General features: G+C 73.9%; 12 protein-coding genes. 4 read left to right on the top strand and 8 right to left on the bottom strand.

Going from position 1 to position 15,567, the window contains the following annotated elements:
* The first annotated feature begins 84 nt into the window (after positions 1-84).
* Positions 85-2,364, top strand: coding sequence for an MDR family MFS transporter (locus tag ACQ9ZG_RS08535; protein ID WP_109917156.1), 2,280 nt, complete (start codon positions 85-87; stop codon positions 2,362-2,364).
* On the opposite strand, the gene ACQ9ZG_RS08530 is transcribed toward ACQ9ZG_RS08535, so the two are convergent.
* Positions 2,326-2,523 carry a hypothetical protein gene (locus ACQ9ZG_RS08530; RefSeq protein WP_499280216.1) on the bottom strand — a complete coding sequence of 66 codons (198 nt, stop codon included), beginning with the start codon at positions 2,521-2,523 and terminating at the stop codon, positions 2,326-2,328. The genes ACQ9ZG_RS08535 and ACQ9ZG_RS08530 overlap by 39 nt on opposite strands.
* 15 nt (positions 2,524-2,538) lie before the next feature.
* Entirely contained in the window at positions 2,539-3,027 is a 489-nt protein-coding gene (locus tag ACQ9ZG_RS08525; RefSeq protein WP_136017495.1) for a GNAT family N-acetyltransferase, read from the bottom strand.
* Positions 3,028-3,140: 113 nt separating this feature from the next.
* On the opposite strand from ACQ9ZG_RS08525, the gene ACQ9ZG_RS08520 reads away from it, so the two are divergent.
* Complete coding sequence (locus tag ACQ9ZG_RS08520) at positions 3,141-4,253, top strand: serpin family protein (protein WP_499281582.1); 1,113 nt, start codon at positions 3,141-3,143, stop codon at positions 4,251-4,253.
* 280 nt (positions 4,254-4,533) lie between these two features.
* On the top strand, positions 4,534-6,627 hold the full coding sequence (locus tag ACQ9ZG_RS08515; protein WP_109914645.1) for a bifunctional glycosyltransferase 87/phosphatase PAP2 family protein: 2,094 nt from the start codon (positions 4,534-4,536) through the stop codon (positions 6,625-6,627).
* A 164-nt stretch (positions 6,628-6,791) separates the two neighbouring features.
* On the opposite strand, the gene ACQ9ZG_RS08510 is transcribed toward ACQ9ZG_RS08515, so the two are convergent.
* Positions 6,792-8,045 (bottom strand): cytochrome P450, encoded by a 1,254-nt coding sequence (locus tag ACQ9ZG_RS08510; protein WP_109914644.1) that lies wholly within the window; start codon positions 8,043-8,045, stop codon positions 6,792-6,794.
* A 291-nt stretch (positions 8,046-8,336) separates the two neighbouring features.
* Between ACQ9ZG_RS08510 and ACQ9ZG_RS08505 the strand changes: the two genes are divergently transcribed.
* Positions 8,337-9,515, top strand: coding sequence for a steroid 3-ketoacyl-CoA thiolase (locus ACQ9ZG_RS08505; protein WP_109914643.1), 1,179 nt, complete (start codon positions 8,337-8,339; stop codon positions 9,513-9,515).
* 133 nt (positions 9,516-9,648) lie between these two features.
* On the opposite strand, the gene ACQ9ZG_RS08500 is transcribed toward ACQ9ZG_RS08505, so the two are convergent.
* From ACQ9ZG_RS08500 to ACQ9ZG_RS08480, 5 genes are all read right to left on the bottom strand, one after another.
* A complete protein-coding gene (locus ACQ9ZG_RS08500; RefSeq protein WP_499280214.1) occupies positions 9,649-10,512 on the bottom strand; it encodes an ECF transporter S component in 864 nt (287 codons plus the stop codon).
* 61 nt (positions 10,513-10,573) lie between these two features.
* Complete coding sequence (locus ACQ9ZG_RS08495) at positions 10,574-12,286, bottom strand: ABC transporter ATP-binding protein (protein ID WP_386693607.1); 1,713 nt, start codon at positions 12,284-12,286, stop codon at positions 10,574-10,576.
* On the bottom strand, positions 12,283-13,452 hold the full coding sequence (locus ACQ9ZG_RS08490) for an energy-coupling factor transporter transmembrane component T (RefSeq protein WP_028415420.1): 1,170 nt from the start codon (positions 13,450-13,452) through the stop codon (positions 12,283-12,285). The genes ACQ9ZG_RS08495 and ACQ9ZG_RS08490 overlap by 4 nt, the downstream gene beginning before the upstream one ends.
* On the bottom strand, positions 13,449-14,180 hold the full coding sequence (locus ACQ9ZG_RS08485; protein ID WP_181398049.1) for an SCO2322 family protein: 732 nt from the start codon (positions 14,178-14,180) through the stop codon (positions 13,449-13,451). Before ACQ9ZG_RS08485 ends, ACQ9ZG_RS08490 begins: the two co-directional genes overlap by 4 nt.
* Positions 14,177-15,442, bottom strand: coding sequence for an SCO2321 family membrane protein (locus tag ACQ9ZG_RS08480; RefSeq protein WP_499280213.1), 1,266 nt, complete (start codon positions 15,440-15,442; stop codon positions 14,177-14,179). Before ACQ9ZG_RS08480 ends, ACQ9ZG_RS08485 begins: the two co-directional genes overlap by 4 nt.
* Between the last annotated feature and the right edge of the window lie 125 nt (positions 15,443-15,567).

The raw sequence follows: 15,567 nt of genomic DNA, 5'->3' as shown, positions 1-15,567 counted from the left end.
GATGGGGGTGTAGTGGATCAGCGGACCGCAGCCGATCGCGGCGGATCGGACCGCGGTGGAGCGCAGCGGATCGAGGAGACGCCCATGGCCCAGCAGCTCAGCCCGCCCGTGGTCCCCGGCGAGGGGCAGTCCCGCCGGACCGTCCTGGTGGCGATCGGCGCGCTGCTCCTCGGCATGCTGCTCGCGGCACTCGACCAGACCATCGTCTCCACGGCGCTGCCCACCATCGTCAGCGAGCTGGGCGGCCTGGACCACCTGTCCTGGGTGGTCACCGCCTATCTGCTGGCGGCGACGGCGGCCACCCCGCTCTGGGGGAAGCTCGGCGACCAGTACGGCCGCAAGAAGCTCTTCCAGACCGCGATCGTCATCTTCCTGATCGGCTCCGCGCTCTGCGGCATGGCCCAGAACATGCCCCAGCTCATCGGCTTCCGTGCGCTCCAGGGGCTCGGCGGCGGCGGGCTCATGGTGCTCTCGATGGCGATCGTCGGAGACCTCGTCACCCCGCGCGAACGCGGCAAGTACCAGGGGCTGTTCGGTGCCGTCTTCGGGGCGACGAGCGTGCTCGGGCCGCTGCTCGGCGGGTTCTTCACCCAGCACCTCAGCTGGCGCTGGGTCTTCTACATCAACCTGCCGATCGGCGTCGTCGCGCTGCTCGTCATCGCGGCCGTGCTGCACATCCCGGTCCACCGCGAGAAGCACACGATCGACTACCTCGGTACGTTCCTCATCGCCTCCGTCGCCACCTGTCTGATCCTCGTGGCCTCCCTCGGCGGGACGACCTGGGCGTGGGCGTCGGCACAGATCATCGTGCTGGCGGTGCTGGCCGTGGTGCTGCTGGCCGCGTTCGTCGTCGTCGAGCGGCGGGCCGCGGAACCGGTGCTGCCGCTGAAGCTCTTCCGGATCAGGACCTTCAGCCTGGTCGCCGTCATCAGTTTCGTCATCGGCTTCGCGATGTTCGGCGCGATGACCTATCTGCCGACCTTCCTCCAGGTGGTCCACGGCATCACGCCGACCATGTCCGGCGTGCACATGCTGCCGATGGTCCTCGGCCTGCTGCTCACCTCGACCGCCTCCGGCCAGATCGTCAGCCGGACCGGCCGCTGGAAGGTCTTCCCGCTCGCGGGCACCGCCCTCACCGCCGCCGGCCTGCTCCTGCTCCACCGGCTCACCCCGGCCAGCTCCACCTGGGAGATGAGCCTCTGCTTCTTCGTCTTCGGCGCCGGGCTGGGCCTCGTCATGCAGGTCCTCGTCCTCGTCGTGCAGAACGCCGTCTCGTACCAGGACCTGGGCGTCGCCACCTCCGGTGCCACGTTCTTCCGCTCGATCGGCGCCTCGTTCGGCGTGGCCATCTTCGGCACCGTCTTCACCAACCGGCTCGTCGGCCAGCTCGACAGCGCCCTCGCGGGACGGTCCGTGCCGCCGGGCGCCGACGCCGACCGGCTGGCGGCCGACCCCCGGGCCATCCAGATGCTCCCGGCCGACCTTCGCCCCACGATCCTGGAGGCGTACTCCACCTCCATCACGGACGTCTTCCTTTACGCGGCACCCGTCGTCCTCGTCGCCTTCGTGCTGGCCTGGTTCCTGCGGGAGGACAAGCTCAGGGGCTCGGTCACCGCCCCCGACACCAGCCAGACCTTCGCCTCCAACCCCGTCGAGCGTTCCTCGTACGACGAGTGCGCCCGCGCGCTCTCGGTGCTCGCCACCCGGGAGGGGCGCCGGGAGATCTACGAGAAGATCACCGCGCGCGCCGGGTACGACCTGTTGCCCGCCGCCAGCTGGCTGCTCCTGCGGATCAAGCGCCACGGCACCGTCGAACCCGCCCGGCTCGCCGAGGTGGCCCCCGTACCGCTGCGCATCATCACGGAGGCGGCCCGGCAGGTGGAGGAGCGCGGACTGGCCCGCCGGGAGGGGCTCCAGATGATCCTGACGGACGCGGGGGGAGAGGCGGTCGTACGGCTCTCCCAGGCCCGGGAGGACTCCCTCGCCGAGCTGCTGGGCGACTGGTGGGGGCCGGACCGGCCGACGGACCTGGTCAAGCTGGTGGCCGAGCTGACGGCGGAGGTCAGCGGGTCGAGCAAGGAGCGCCCGCACATGCCGGCGGCCCCGCGCGACCACGCGGCGGACCGGCACCACGACATCGACCACCCGGACCACCGGCGGCACGGGGGGCGCCCGGACCCCCTGGATCGTGACGACCCCCTGGACCGGGGAGAGCGGTTGGACCGTGACGACCCCCTGGATCGTGACGACCGCTGGGACAGGGGCGACCGGGCGGATCGTGACGACCACCTGGACCGTGACGACCCGCCGGGCCGTGGCGACCCGCTAGGCCGTGGCGACCGGCCGGATCGTGACGACCGCTGAGACGGTGACGACCACCTGAACCGTGAAGACCACCTGAACCGTGACGACCATCTGGACCGTGACGACCGCGCGGGCCATGGCGACCGGCCGGGCCGTGGCGACCGGCCGGACGGCCCGGGGCACCGCTGACGCGGAGACGACCCGGGGCGTGGCGGCCACCCGGGACGCGGGACCTCACAGCTCCTTGGCGAACCAGACCTCGGCGTACGGGTTGCGCCGGTGGAAGGCCGGGACCTCCCCGTATCCGTGCTTCGCGTACAGTCCGCGCGCCTCCACCAGGTCGAGGCGGGTGTCCAGCCGGAGCAGCCGCACCCCGAGCCCCCGCGCCTCCTCCTCGATCGCGGCCAGCAGCAGCCCGCCGCCGCCCGTTCCCCGGAACTCGGGACGTACGTACACCCGGGTCAGCTCCGCCGAGCCCGGCAGGGCCTCCTCCGTCAGCACCAGCCCCGCGCAGCTCGCGGCCCTGCCCCCGTGGCGGCCGACCACGAACCCGCCCGTGGGCGGCAGCAGCAGGTCCGCGCCGTCGTCCGTCAGCCCCTCGGCTATCTCCGCGTCGGTCGCGGGCCGCCGCCAGTAGCGGCTCGCGACCTCGTCGTAGTAGTCGCGGCGCAGCGCGGAGGCGTCGGGGGAGTCGTAGCGTTCGGCGGTCACGGTCCAGGTCATGTGCGGCATTCTTGCTTCTCACCGGCCGTAGGACGACACGATTTGATCCGCAGGGGGCACCAGTGGACCGACCCACCACCGATACCGGCACCGGCATACGCGCGGACAGCCGCATGCGTCCGGGAGCGAGGGCCCGGGCCGTCCAGCACCTCGCCGACCGCTGGATACGGGACGCCCTGGGCGGCGGAGCCCCCGCGGCGGACGGCGGCAGCTTCGTCTGCTCGCCCGCCGGGCTGTGGCTGGCGCTCGCCGCCGTGGCCGCCGGGGCGCGCGGCGCGACCGCCGAGGAGCTGCGGGCGCTGCTCGGCACGGCGGACCGGGAGGCGGCCCCCGCCGTGACGGCCGCGGCCCGCGAGCTGGCGCTGACCGGCGCGCTGGGCGTGGCGACCCGGGTGTGGGCCCGGGTACCGGTCGAGCCCGCCTACCGCGAGGCGCTGCCGGACGTCCGCTTCGACGACACGCTGGACCCGGCGGCCCTCGACGCCTGGGTGCGCGGGGTGACCGGCGGGCTGATCGAGCGGCTGCCCCTGGCGGTCACCGGCGAGACCCTGCTCGCCCTGGTCAACGTCCTGGCGCTGAAGGCCCGCTGGGAGAAGCCGTTCGACACCCGGCGGACCCGCGACCTGCCGTTCACCGACGCCTCCGGGACGACCCGCGCGGTGGCGACCATGGCCCGGGACGTGCCGCTCGCCGATGTGTGGACGGTGGACGGTACGTACGTCGTCGAGCTGCGCTGCACCGGTGGTGAGGACGGCCGTGACGGGGCCCGGGTCAGGTTCGTCCTGGGTGAGCCCGGCGCGGGGGCGGCCCGGGTGCTCCCCGCAGGCTGGGCGGACCGGACCGCCGGGGCCCGGCCGGAGGCGGACCGGGTGACCGTCGCCCTGCCGCGCCTGGCTCTCCGCACCCGCATCACCGTCACCCGGCAGCTTCCCGGGCTCGGCGTCCGGCTGGCCACCTCCGACGCGGCCGACTTCTCCGGTCTCTCGCCCGAGCCGCTGGCCATCTCGGACGTCGTGCAGGAGGCCGTGCTGAAGGTGGCCGAGGAGGGGGTGGAGGCGGCGGCGGTCACGGTGGTCGCCATGCGGGCCGCGGGGGCGGTTCCGCCGCCGCAGCGGCTGCTGCACCTCGCCTTCGACCGGCCGTTCGGCATCGTCGTCCTGCCCGCCACCGGTGATGCCCCGCTCTTCGCCGCCTGGCAGGCGGGCACCCCGGCGGACCCCGCCTGACCCGGTCGGCCCGCCCTCTCGCGGGTCCCCGCCCGCAGCCCCCGTCGCCCCCGTCCGCAGCCCCCCCGTCCCCCGGCCCCCAGCGCCCGTCCCCCAGCGCCCGTCCCGCCCCCCCCGGGCATCTTTCGAACCCGTGCCTGGTGACAGTCAGGCAAAGAGGGGGTTGATTGTGTCTACCTCGTAGGGCAATGCGAGGCTTCATCCTGCGCTGCCCCGAGTCGAAGGGGCGCGACGGAACGGGTGGGAGGGTCGGCGCAGCGTGGCGAATGCGGATCACAGGGTGCGCGGTGGCGCGGTGACGGACGCGGTGGCGGACACGGTCACGGACGTGGAGAGCAGGACCCGGCTGACCAGGGTCCTGCTCTGGCTCGTCGTGGCCGTGCTCGGGGTGCGGCAGATGGCGGTGGTGGTGCGGCAGCCGCCCGGGGAACGGCTCACCGATCTGGAGACCTGGATCGGGGAGAACGGCGTGCTGCACGGGACCGGCTCGCTCTACGACGGTGACCGGTTCACCGGCACCCCCTTCGCCGGGCTGGTGCTGAAGCCGCTCACCGCGTCGGCCGAGGCGTCCCTCGGGGTGGCCTGGACCTTCGGCTCCCTGCTCCTGGTGGCCGCCCTCGGCGTCGTCGCCGCCCGCGCCCTGCCGAAGCCGGTCGGCCGGCGGACGGCGCTGCTCGCCGCCCCCGTCGCGATCACCCTGCTCATGCTGTCGCTGCCGGTCCGCAACACCCTCCACCTCGGCCAGACCAGCATCCTGCCGGTCCTGCTGGTGCTGCTCGCCTGGTTCGCCGCCCGGGACGACCGGCTGCGCGGGGTCCTCGTCGGCCTCGCGGCCGCCCTGCAGCCGACGCTCCTGCTCTTCGCCGTCCTCCTCTGGCTGACCGGCAAGCGGCGGGCCTCGGCCGCCTCGCTCGCCACCTTCGCCCTCGGTACGGCCGCCGCCTGGGCCGCGGTGCCGAAGGACTCGTGGACGTACTGGATCCACCATGTGGCGGGCGCCGGGCTCGGCGAGCGGCCGGACAGCCTCGCCAACCAGTCCCTGCACGGCGCGCTGCTCCGGCTCGGCCTCGAAGGGCCGGTCGAGATCGCCCTGTTCCTCGTGCTCGCCGCCGCCGTCGCCTTCATCGGTGTGCGCCGCGCGGTCCGCTACGCCCAGGACGGGCAGCTGCTCCTCGCCGTCGCCGTGACCGGGTGCGTCGTCGTGGCCGTCTCCCCGACCGCCTGGCAGCACCAGCTGCTGTGGGTGCTCCTCGCCGTCGTCGGCAAGGTCGGCAAGCGCGCCTCCGACCGGCTGGTCTGGCCCGCCGTCGTGGTGCTCGTCGTCACGCTCCCGGGCCAGATGCTGCTCCCGAACGTCGGGCCGGTCACCTCCGTACGGGACAACGCCCTGCTCCTCGCGGCGCTCGGCGCGGCCTGCGCCACCCCGTTCCTGCTCCGCACCTCGCCGTACTGGGCGCGGCCGGTCCCCACCGACCACGCGCGACCGGTCGCCGCCCGCTGGAGACGCGTCCCGCTCCTGCCGTTCTGGCGCCGGGTGCTCCACCGCCCCAACCTGCTGCTGGAACTCCTGCTCATCCGCGTCGTCTACTCCGCGTACGCACAGGTCCGTCTCGCCGCCACCGCCGGCCGCCCCCTCGCCGAGGAGCACGGCCGGCAGATCCACGCCATCGAGCAGTGGCTGCACATCGACATCGAGCTGTGGGTCAACCACACGGTCGTGGGGATCGGCTGGCTGCGGGAGTTCTTCGACTACTACTACTCGACCTTCCACTTCATCGTCCCGCTGGCGATCCTCGGCGTGCTGTACGCGCGCCGCCCCGCCGACTACCGCTGGGCCCGCACCTCCATCGGCTTCGCCACCGTCCTGGCGCTCGTCGGCTTCTGGCTCTACCCGCTGGCCCCGCCCCGGCTGATGCCCGGCCTCGGCTTCATCGACACCATCCACGGGGTCCAGGACTTCGCGAAGCCCGACTACGGGACGCTGACGGGGGTCACCAACCAGTACGCGGCGATGCCGTCGCTGCACTTCGGCTGGTCGCTGTGGTGCGGGGTGGTCATCGTGATCCTCGCCCCGAAGCTCTGGATGAAGGCGCTCGGCCTGCTCCACCCGCTCTTCACCGTCGCCGCGATCGTGGCGACCGCCAACCACTGGGTGCTGGACGCGGTCGGCGGCGCGCTGGTCGTCTCGCTGGGCTTCGGGCTGACGTATCTGCTGTCGGGCCCGCGGAAGCTGGAGCCGGTGACGGAGAAGGGGCGGGAGGAGGGCGGAGAACAGGGGGAAACGGCGCCGGAACGCGTACGGCGGACTGCCGCATCGGTGCCGGAACCCGCCCCGGGCCCCGATCCCGTACGCGCCGAAGCCGTCGGCACGTAGCTCGTCGGCACGTAGCGGGTCGGTACGTGGCGCCTGGGGCAGCGGCCGTACGCCGAAGGGGTGCCGGGGCGGTCTTCGCCGCCGCCCGGTACCCCTTCGGCGTGGATCGTCGCGTCTCCCCGTGGTCCGCCCGACGCGCCCGCTCCGCCACGCGTGGCCGGGCGTCAGCCGACGGGCGTGCTCACCTGGAGCTGCTTGATCCCGTTGAGCCAGGCCGAGCGCAGCCGCCGCGGATCCTCCAGGAGCCGCAGGCCGGGCATGACGTCCGCGATGGCGTTGAAGATCAGGTCGATCTCCATCACGGCCAGCGACTTGCCCAGGCAGAAGTGCGGGCCGCCGCCCCCGAAGCCGAGGTGCGGATTGGGGTCGCGGGTGATGTCGAAGGCCTCCGGGGCCTCGAAGACCTCGGGGTCGTTGTTGGCCGAGGAGTAGAACAGCCCGACCCGCTCGCCCTCCCTGACCAACTGCCCGCCCAGCTCCACGTCCTGGGTGGCGGTCCGCTGGAAGGAGACGACCGGGGTCGCCCAGCGCACGATCTCCTCGGCAGTCGTCCTCGGGCGTTCCCGCTTGTACAGCTCCCACTGTTCGGGGTGGGTGAGGAAGGCGTGCATGCCGTGGCTGATCGCGTTGCGGGTGGTCTCGTTGCCGGCCACCGCGAGCAGGATCACGAAGAACCCGAACTCGTCGGAGGACAGGTTCCCCTCGCCCTCCGCCGCGACGAGCTGGGTGACGATGTCCTGCGCCGGGCACTCCTTGCGGGCCGCCGCCAGGTGCATCGAGTACGCCACGATCTCCATCGCCGCCTCGGCGCCGACCTCTTCGGTGATCGCGTACTCGGGATCGTCGTACGCGGCCATCTTGTTCGACCAGTCGAAGATCTTCGACCGGTCCTCCTGCGGTACGCCGATGAGTTCCGCGATCGCCTGGAGCGGCAGCTCCACCGCGATGTCCGTGACGAAGTCGAAGGAGCCGCCGGTGCCGGCCGCCGCCGCGTGGGCGGTCTCCACGATGGACCGGGCACGGTTCCGCAGCGCCTGCTCCAGCGAGCGCACCGCACGCGGGGTGAAGCCGCGCTGGACGATCTGGCGGACCCGGGTGTGTTCGGGCGGGTCCATGTTGAGCATGATGAGCTTCTGGACCTCGATCTGGTCCCGGCTGATCGTCTCGTTGAAGCGGATGACGGCGGTGTTGGTGTTTGAGGAGAACAACTCGGGATGCGTGGAAACGTACTTGACGTCGGCATGGCGGGTGACGGCCCAGTACCCCTCGTCGCCGAAGCCGGAGATGTTGGCGGGCTGGGCGCACCACCACACCGGGGCGGTCTGCCGCATCAGGGCGAACTCCGAGTGCGGGACGCGGGCTTGGAGGAGGTCGGGGTCGGTGAAGTCGAACCCTTCGGGCAGATGGGGGCAGCGCATGGGCACCTCTCCACTCCGAGCCGGTGTCTGACGTTCCATCAGAATCTGCCCGCAAGGTAGTAACGAGTTCTACAAGTCGCAAGGGTCCTGGCCCGATCCGTGCCCCGCGATCGGCGTACGCAGTCGATACCGCTGAAGTGGGGGCGCGTGCGGGGGGTGTGCGTGGCCGGTGCGCGCCCCTTGCGCAGGCGGGCCGCCGTCACGAGACTGCTTGCAGAACTAGAACGCGTACTAGTTCCTTCCGTGGGCGCCGGGACGCCCCGACGGAAGTGCGAGGAGAGGACGAGTCTCATGGCCGCGGAACCCGTCATCGTCGAAGCCGTACGCACCCCGATCGGCAAGCGCGGAGGCGCGCTCGCCCATCTGCACCCCGCCTACCTGCTGGGCGAGACCTACCGTGAACTGCTGGGCCGCACCGGCATCCAGGCCGACTGCGTCGAGCAGATCGTCGGCGGCACCGTCACCCACGCCGGGGAGCAGTCCATGAACCCGGCCCGCAACGCCTGGCTGGCCGTGGGCCTGCCGTACGAGACCGCCGCGACCACCGTGGACTGCCAGTGCGGCTCCTCGCAGCAGGCCGCGCACATGGTCGCGAACATGGTGGCCACCGGGGTCATCGACGTGGGCATCAGCTGCGGTGTCGAGGCGATGTCGCGGGTGCCGCTGGGCAGCGGCTCCAAACACGGGCCGGGCAAACCCTGGCCCGATGAGTGGAACGTGGACCTGCCCAACCAGTTCGAGGCCGCCGAGCGCATCGCCCGCAAACGCGGCCTCACCCGCGAGCGGGTCGACGCGCTCGGCCTGCTCTCCCAGCAGCGGGCCGCCGAGGCCTGGGCGGAGGAGCGGTTCAAGCGGGAGACGTACGCCGTCCAGGTCCCCACCACCGAGGAGGAGCAGGCGGCAGGCCAGGGCATGTGGCGGCTCGTCGACCGGGACGAAGGGCTGCGGGACACCTCGATGGAGGCGCTCGCGGGCCTGAAGGCGGTCATGCCGAACGCCGTCCACACCGCGGGCAACTCCTCCCAGATATCCGACGGGGCCGCCGCCCTCCTCTGGTCCTCCAAGCGCATGGCCCGCGCCCTCAGGCTCAAGCCCCGGGCCCGGATCGTCGCCCAGGCCCTCGTCGGCTCCGACCCGCACTTCCACCTGGACGGACCGATCGACGCCACCCGGGCGGTGCTCGGCAAGGCGGGCATGTCGCTGCGGGACATCGACCTCGTCGAGATCAACGAGGCCTTCGCCTCGGTGGTGCTGAGCTGGGCCCAGGAGTTCGAGGCGGACCTCGACGGCCTGGAGAAGGTCAACGTCAACGGCGGGGCCATCGCGCTCGGCCACCCGGTCGGGGCGACGGGCGCCCGGCTGATCACCACGGCCCTGCACGAACTGGAACGCCGGGACAAGGAGTTCGCGCTCATCACGATGTGCGCGGGCGGGGCGCTGGCCACGGGGACGATCATCCAGCGGCTGTGACGGCGGGGTTCACCGGAGAGCCCCGGGACCGCAGTAGCCCCGGGACCGCAGTGGCTTCGGGACCGCGGGAGACCCGCGATCGCGGGAGCCCCAGGACCTCAGGAGAGCCCCGGGACGCGGCAGCCCCGGGACCTCAGGAGTGCCGGGGCTCCTCGAACCCCACCCGCGCGTCGAACGCCGCCCGCCGGGTCGCCCGGCGCAGCGCCTTCAGCAGCGTCGGGCCGATCGTCAGCGTCAGGACGACCGTCAGCACGGCCCGGCCCAGGTCCCAGCCGAGCGAGGTCGCCGCGCAGTAGGCGAGGAAGCGCACCAGGTTCTCCTGGAGCGGGTCGCCCGCGACGAACGAGATGCCCGAGGCCAGCCCGGGGATGATCGTCCAGCCGTACAGGTTCATGATCGTGCCGTACGCGAACGCCGCCACGGACCCGTAGACCGCGAGCATCGCCAGCTCCGCCCGCCCGCGCAGCCGGTCCGGGCCGGGCAGCAGCCCCGCGCTCATCGTGAACCAGCCCATCGACAGCATCTGGAACGGCATCCACGGCCCCACCCCGCCGGTGAGCAGGGCGGAGGCGAACATCGTCACGGAACCGAGCACGAAGCCGAAGCCGGGGCCCAGCACCCGGCCGCTCAGCACCATCAGGAAGAACATCGGCTCCAGCCCCGCCGTGCCCGCCCCCAGCGGGCGCAGCGCCGCCCCGACCGCCGCCAGGACGCCGAGCATCGCGACGGCCTTGGCGTCCATGCCGGACTCCGCGATCGTCGCCACCACCACCGCGACCAGCAGCGGCAGCAGCGCGGCGAAGAGCCACGGGGCGTCCTGGGCGTGGGCCAGCCCGGAGTCGGCACCCGCCAGCAGCGGCCACCCGAAGGCGACCACCCCGACCGCGCTGACCAGCACCAGCGCGGCCACCGACTTCGGCCCGAGCCGCACCGGCCGGGGGGCCCGGCCCCGTTCCCGTACCGCCGTCGTGCCGTCCACCGGTCGCACCGGCCTCATCGCTCCGCCTCCCGCCGCACCGGCCGGGGAGCCCGCACCCGTGCCTCCGCCGTCGTCACCCTCACGCGCCCGCCTCCAGCGCCGCACGCACCTGCGAGACGGTCAGCCACTCCTGCGGTGCGAGGATCTTCGCGGTCTGCGGGGCGAAGGCGGGGGAGGAGACGACCACCCGGCCGGTCGGGCCGTCCGCGACGACCTCACCGTCGGCGAGGATCACCACCCGGTGGGCCAGCTCCGCCGCCAGTTCCACGTCGTGCGTGGCCAGGACGATGGCGTGGCCCTCGGCCGCCAGCGAGCGCAGGACCCCGACGAGCCGGCCCTTCGCCGCGTAGTCCAGCCCCCGGGTCGGTTCGTCGAGGAGCAGCAGCGGCGGGCGGGCGGTCAGCACCAGGGCGAGGGCCAGGGCGAGCCGCTGCCCCTCGGAGAGGTCACGGGGGTGGGTGGCGTCGCCGACCCCCGGCAGCAGCTCGGAGACCAGCGCCCGGCAGGTGCCCTCCGCCGCGCCCGCGTCCCGGTCGGCGGCGGCGCACTCGGCGGCCACCGTGTCCGCGTACAGCAGGTCGCGCGGCTCCTGCGGGACCAGGCCGACCCGGCGGATCATGGCGCGCGGGTCGGTACGGGCGGGGGCCAGGCCGCCCACGCGGACCGAGCCGGAGGTGGGCTCGACCATGCCGACGAGCGCGCCCAGCAGGGTGGACTTGCCGGCCCCGTTGCGGCCCATCAGCGCCACGGTCTCGCCCGGCGCCACGGTCAGCGTCACCCGCCGCAGCGCCTCGATCCGCCCGCGCCGCACGCCGAGGGACTCGACCCGGGTGACGGGGTCGGCGGGACCCGGCGCCTCCACGGCCTTCGTCCGGCCCAGCAGCCGCGCCAGCCGCCCCGGCCGGGGGCCGTCCGCCACGGGCGCGGGCGCCACGGACACGCTCCCCGGAACCTCCGGCGGTGCGGGCGGCGCGGCCTCCGCCAGCCGGGCCCGCAGATCACCGGCCCCGCGCCGGGCGTCCCGCACGGAGAGCGGCAGCGGGTCCCAGCCCGCCAGCAGCCCCAGCTCCGCGACCGGCGGCCGGACCGGCGACACCTTCATGATCCCGGCGGGCGCGCCCATCACCGGGGCGGCGCCCGGCGCGGGCAGCAGGACGACCTGGTCCGCGTACTGCACCACCCGCTCCAGCCGGTGCTCGGCCATCAGCACGGTCGTGCCCAGGTCGTGCACCAGCCGTTGGAGCACGGCGAGCACCTCCTCGGCCGCCGCCGGGTCCAGTGCGGACGTCGGCTCGTCCAGGACCAGCACCTTCGGGTGCGGGGTGAGCACCGAGCCGATCGCCACCCGCTGCTGCTGGCCGCCCGAGAGGGTCGCGATCGGCCGGTCGCGCAGCTCGGCCAGGCCCAGCAGATCGAGCGTCTCCTCCACCCGCCGCCGCATGACGTCCGGCGCCAGGCCCAACGACTCCATGCCGTAAGCGAGTTCGTCCTCGACCGTGTCCGTGACGAAGTGGGCCACCGGGTCCTGCCCCACCGTGCCGACCAGATCGGCCAGTTCACGCGGCTTGTGGGTGCGGGTGTCGCGCCCGTCCACCGTGACCCGGCCGCCCAGCACCCCGCCCGTGAAGTGCGGGACGAGCCCCGAGACCGTCCCCAGCAACGTCGACTTGCCGACCCCCGACGGGCCGACGAGCAGCACCAACTCCCCTTCCGGCACCGAGAGATCGACGCCGGACAGGGTGGGCCGGTCGGTCCCGTCGTACCGTACGGAGACCCGCTCGAACCTGATCACGCCTGCTCCTTGCCGCTACGGTCGTGTGCATCGAGGCCGCGGGCCGACGGCGGTACGGGGGCGACCAGCGCGGGCACCAGCCCCACCAGCACCGCCGCCGCGGGCCACAGCGGCAGCTCCGGCGCGGTCAGCGGGACGACGCCCGGGTGCAGCGCCTCCGGATCGAGCGAGCCCGCCCAGATCATCGCGGCCGCCACCACCGCACCCGACCCCGCCACCAGCCAGGCCCGCGGACCCCACCGGTCCGGGCGGTAGCGGGTGCGCACCGAGCGCCGCCCGCCCAGCCGCAGCCCCGCCATCGCGGCGACGAGCCCCGCCAGCAGCACCGGCAGCCCGTACCCGGCCCCCTGCGCGGCCAGCAGCCCGTACGTCCCCGCGCACACCCCGAGCAGCCCGCCGAGCGTGAGCACGTTGGTGGTGTGGCGGACGGCGGGCGGCACCTCGGCGGTACGTCCGTAGCCGCGCGCGTCCATCGACGCGGCCACCGCCACCGACCGCTCCAACGCCCCCTCCAGCACCGGCAGTCCGATCTGCGCGACCGCCTTCACCCCACCGGTCGGCCGCCCCCGCAGCCGTCGCGCGGTCCGCAGCCGGACCACGTCGGCGACCATGTTCGGGGCGAACGTCATGGCGACGACGACGGCGACCCCGGCCTCGTACAGGGCACCGGGCAGCGACTTCAGCAGCCGGGCCGGGTTGGCGAGCGAGTTCGCCGCGCCGACGCAGATCAGCAGGGTGGCCAGCTTCAGCCCGTCGTAGAGCGAGAAGACCAGCTGCTCCACCGTGACCCGGCCCCCGATCCGCACGCCCTGCGCCCAGTCGGGCAGGGGCACCTCGGGGAGGGTGAACGCGGTGTGCGAGCCGGGGATCTGCGAGCCGAGGAAGACGGAGAAGACCAGCCGCAGCGCCACGACGAAGAGCCCGAGCTTGATGAACGCCCCGTAGGAGCGGGCCCAGGGCGCGTCCGTGCGCCGGGCCGCCACCACATACCCGGCCACTCCGACCAGCAGGCCGAGCAGCAGCGGGTTGGTGGTCCGGGAGGCGGCGGTGGCCAGCCCCAGCGCCCAGAGCCACCAGGCCCCGGCGGGCAGCGCGTTGGACCGGCTCGCCGCGGGCGCGTGCAGGGCCCGCCGGAGCAGCCGGGGCGTCCCCGGGGCGTACGTCATCGGCGCCGGCGGGCCTGGAAGACGGCGGCGGCACCCAGCAGCAGGACGGCCGCGATGCCGACGACGAGCCCGGCGGAGGGACCGCCGCCACTGCTGCCGCCCTCGTCATCGTCCGCAGGCGCCGACGGCTTCTCACTGCTGTCCGTCGTGCCGCCGTCCCCGTCGCCCGACACCTGCTCGCCGCAGCCCGTCTTCGGGTAGCCGGAGATGGCGCAGATCATCGCGCTGCTGTCGTACCGCAGCGGCTTCGCCACCGAGGCCAGCGCCTCCGCGCTGCTGGCGTCCGGCGCCACCTGCGCGCAGACGGTGCGCAGCGCGGGCGGCCGCTCGCCGTCCGGGGCGTCCTCCGGCGTACCGGGGTCGATCACCAGGGCGACCCGCTTGGTGCCGCCCTTCGCCGGGGTGTCCGCGCAGATCGCCCCGAAGTCCGGGGCGTGGCGCGGCCGGTCGGCGTCGGAGGAGTCCTCGCTGACGGCGAACCGGAAACCCTGGACCGTACCGTCGTCGGGGCGGACGATCGAAGGGCCCTGGGTGGCGTACGCCCAGTCCGTGCCGCTGCTTTCCCAGAAGGACCAGTAGCGGTACCCGGCGGCCTGGGCACTTCCGGCGCCCAGCAGGGCGGCCGAGACGGCGAGCAGGGTGACGAGCAGCGCGGAGACGGCGTTCCGGAGCGGGGCGGGGACGTGCGTGCGCCGCACGGCCGGCGCCCCGGATTCCGTACGGCTCACGGCTGCTGCTTCTTCCGGCGCATGCTGAGCAGGAAGCCGATGCCCGCGCCGAAGACCAGACCGACACCGATCAGCCACCAGAGGCCGGGGCCGGGGCCGCCCCCGTCGTCGCTCTTCGCGCTGTCGGAGGCCTGGCCGCCGGTCGGCTTGGGCGACGGGGGAGCGGAGGTCGTGGCGGGGGCGGGGCCGGTCGCGTTGAGCTGCTTGACCAGGTCGACCCCGCCGAAGCTGCGGGCGTCGGTGCCGGTGGCGTGCGCGGCGAAGATCAGCTGCGCGGTGGCGGCGGGCCCGCCCTGCTGGGCCCAGGCCTTGGAGTTCTGCTCCAGCCACGTCATCGAGGCGGCGGCCTTGTCCTTGTGGCCGGAGGCGGCGAGGGCGACGACCGCGTCCGCCGTGTTGCCGAAGTCGGGCTGCGGCTCGCTCTCCTCGGCGCCCGGCATCGGGGGCTGCTCCAGGTGGGGGGAGGCGGCCAGGGTGGCGGCGAGGTAGTGGGCGCCGTTCTGCGCGCTCTCCTCGGGGGTGAGGTCGTCGCCCTTGCGGCAGACGGGGTCCTTCACCGCGTTGGCGTTCCCGACGGCCATGCCCTTGCCGAGCAGCCCGAGCACGGCGGCGGCCGAGGCGTCGTCGTTGGCGACCAGCTCGCCCTTCTTGCCGGGCTGGTAGGCGAAGGCGCCGCCGTCCTCCTTCCCACACGGGATGGCCAGGGCCTGGAGGGCGGTGTACGGGGTGGAGCCGTCGGCGGTGGTCAGTTCGGCGACCGGCACGTTCGTCCGGGCGAGGGCGCCGATCACGACGGCGGTGGAGTTGGCGTCGCTGGGGCTGCCGGGGTTGTACCCCCAGCCGCCGTCCTCGTTCTGGACGGACTTCAGCCAGTCGGCCCCGTTGTCGGCGGCCTCGCGCTGCCCGCCCAGCTCGGCGAGGGCCTGGACGGCGGCGGCCGTGGCGTTGGTGTCCATCACCGTCGACGCGTCGCACGGCTTGGAGGCGTCCGCCCGGTACGAGGCGAACGCGCCGCTGTCGCACTGCTGCTCCAGCAGCCAGGTCACGGCCTGCGGCGACGGGGTGACGTACTCGATCTTCTGGGCGAGGAAGGCCAGCGACTGCCGCCACACCCCGTCGTAGGTCGGGTCCGTGGTCCCGTACAGCCCGCTCGGCAGCTCGGCCGACGGGGCGGGACTCGGCGCGGCGACCGCGAGGGGTGCGGCCGTGCCCAGCAGAACGGCGGTGGTCGCGAGCGCGGCGGCGCTGCGGCGTACGGTCATGGCGGGCTGTGCCTCTCCTGCGGGGGCCGGCCCACCGGGCGCGCGAGGGCACCGGGCTCCGGCCCCGTATTGCCTCGACGGTGCCGGCCACCGGGGTTCCGGTGACCCTGGGGCCCGTGGTCACA

Source organism: Streptomyces araujoniae (genome assembly GCF_050871195.1).
In the GTDB taxonomy this organism is placed as follows: domain Bacteria; phylum Actinomycetota; class Actinomycetes; order Streptomycetales; family Streptomycetaceae; genus Streptomyces; species Streptomyces bacillaris.
This window is presented reverse-complemented; position numbering and strand designations above follow the sequence as displayed.

Coding starts and splice junctions, on each gene's coding strand:
- ACQ9ZG_RS08535 (WP_109917156.1), top strand. CDS start 85: ATGGCCCAGCAGCTCAGCCCGCCCGTGGTCCCCGGCGAGGGGCAGTCC.
- ACQ9ZG_RS08525 (WP_136017495.1), bottom strand. CDS start 3,027: ATGACCTGGACCGTGACCGCCGAACGCTACGACTCCCCCGACGCCTCC.
- ACQ9ZG_RS08520 (WP_499281582.1), top strand. CDS start 3,141: ATGCGTCCGGGAGCGAGGGCCCGGGCCGTCCAGCACCTCGCCGACCGC.
- ACQ9ZG_RS08510 (WP_109914644.1), bottom strand. CDS start 8,045: ATGCGCTGCCCCCATCTGCCCGAAGGGTTCGACTTCACCGACCCCGAC.
- ACQ9ZG_RS08505 (WP_109914643.1), top strand. CDS start 8,337: ATGGCCGCGGAACCCGTCATCGTCGAAGCCGTACGCACCCCGATCGGC.
- ACQ9ZG_RS08500 (WP_499280214.1), bottom strand. CDS start 10,512: ATGAGGCCGGTGCGACCGGTGGACGGCACGACGGCGGTACGGGAACGG.
- ACQ9ZG_RS08490 (WP_028415420.1), bottom strand. CDS start 13,452: ATGACGTACGCCCCGGGGACGCCCCGGCTGCTCCGGCGGGCCCTGCAC.
- ACQ9ZG_RS08480 (WP_499280213.1), bottom strand. CDS start 15,442: ATGACCGTACGCCGCAGCGCCGCCGCGCTCGCGACCACCGCCGTTCTG.